Raw genomic sequence first — 1,840 nt, 5'->3', positions numbered from 1 at the left:
GGATCGTTGTTTCCTGTACGTTTACTACGGGAACCCCTTTCCGCCAGGGATGCGTCCTCCTTTTCCCGTGACATGCGCTGCGAGCCTGAAGTGTTACTCAGTATGCGAAAGTACAACACCCACTCAGACTTTGCGTGCTTTGTCCGCAATCTCACAGAGCGGCCAATTCCCCTCTCTGTTCCCCTCGGCGCCATGGAGCGGGAGCCGACACTGACCAGTTCAGCCTTAGAAGCAATCAAAGCGCACAACCGCGCCCGCTACTGTGCAACGACAGACAACACACCGCTTCCCGAGGTGGCACAGAGGCCAGAGGTATCCGGGAGGGGAGAAACGGGAGCGAGCGTACCAGAGCCGGAAATATTGTAACGGCCTCTCGTGTTGGGATGTTGCCCCTGTCTCGAAAAGGAAGGATTTCTGAGTCTTAATCATAAGACTGTGCTTCACATCCTGGCGGGAGAAATCGCCCCTTTTCCATCAGCAATATTGGTTGAGAAAAAAACTGGCTTTTTTCGCTACAGTGCCCTTCTCTCACACCACAACATGTTTAGACTGCATTGCGGGGCAGGGCCATTCAGTTTTCGAATGCAATACCAATGAGAGCCAGAGCCTGCACCGGTTGGGCAGCCAACCGGCGGCAAGCCGCTGCAATGTTGGTATGGCCTGCCCACCTCAAGAGCCCAATGGTGGTATTGCGGAGCGTTGCCATCACTTGCGGGATGTTGCCACAGCGCACTTGGGAGCGGTCTTCATCGAATGTCACATCGCGTACCCAGTGCGACTTGTTCTCAATCGCCCAATGACCTCGCACCAGAGCCAGCACTCGACCAGGTGTCGCCCGCTCGGAGCTTAGACTGGTGACGCCATAGACCACTTCGACCCGTTCTGCGCCCGTTTTTTTGGTGATGACATGCCGCCCCACTTCAAACACTTGCGCCAGACCCGGCCAATCGCTGTAGCCTACCAGGGCCTCACTCGTTGTGAGGTTACGGGTCTCGATGCGCCCATGGCCCACGTCCACCGTACGTACGCTCTCTTGGCGGTCGCCCACCGGAGGCATGGTAAAAACCAACTCGATATCGGCTTTGAGCTGCGGCTGATTCTCTTTGACGAGCATGACATAGTCGCCACCCGCGTCCACAATCGTCTGCGCGACCTGGCGTTGGGTGAGCAACGCATCCATCGTCACCACACGGCCCGCCAGGACGATCTGGCTTAACACCGTCTCGACCTCTTTGATCTCATTCGTTTTGGCTGCGACCGCCTGTTGCGTGAGCGTGAGCCCAAGACGGTGGGCGAAGACCGATAACAGGTGCGTGCCCGGGGCGCCTTGCTTCTTGGAGCCCCGCAGCGTTTTGCCATCGACCGCCATGGCGGTTTCGGGTGCCTCGGGCGTCGCGGGTGTGTGCGCCACTACACTGTCTGCCCAGACTCCCAATTTGGCCTCAAATACCTCACGGTCTAAGCGCCCAAAGATCGTGTGCAGCGTGGAGGCACAGGGCGTGTTATGCGTGAAGCCAAGGGCGTGCGTGATCGCACTCCCGTAGTTGCGTCCCCAGTCGGCGATGGCACTATAGCTGCGGGAGCCACACAGCATGGCGCAGCACGACAGGGCGAGAATAGCGGATAAAGGATGGCGTTTGCCACGCGACTTGCGCACGTCCGGGATGTCAGAGAAGACTTCGATGAGCGGACGAGGCTGTGGTATCATGAGTGGCGGCTTTCAGTAAAGGGTTTTGGGTCATGGGGGCGTGCCGGGAAAGCGAGACCCCACGTGGAACAAAACCCTTTAACTCGTTTTCGGCTTGATTTGCAAGCTCTTTCCGAAAACTGAATGGCCCTG

1 protein-coding gene is annotated in these 1,840 nt (G+C 57.8%); it reads right to left on the bottom strand.

Translation table 11 applies throughout. The features are described 5' to 3' along the window. Positions 1-571: 571 nt before the first annotated feature. Entirely contained in the window at positions 572-1,708 is a 1,137-nt protein-coding gene (locus VJ369_RS06940) for an ISAs1 family transposase (protein ID WP_324091363.1), read from the bottom strand. Positions 1,709-1,840 lie beyond the last annotated feature (132 nt).

It is taken from the genome of Glutamicibacter sp. (genome assembly GCF_035257265.1).
Taxonomy (GTDB): domain Bacteria; phylum Actinomycetota; class Actinomycetes; order Actinomycetales; family Micrococcaceae; genus Glutamicibacter.
This window is presented reverse-complemented; position numbering and strand designations above follow the sequence as displayed.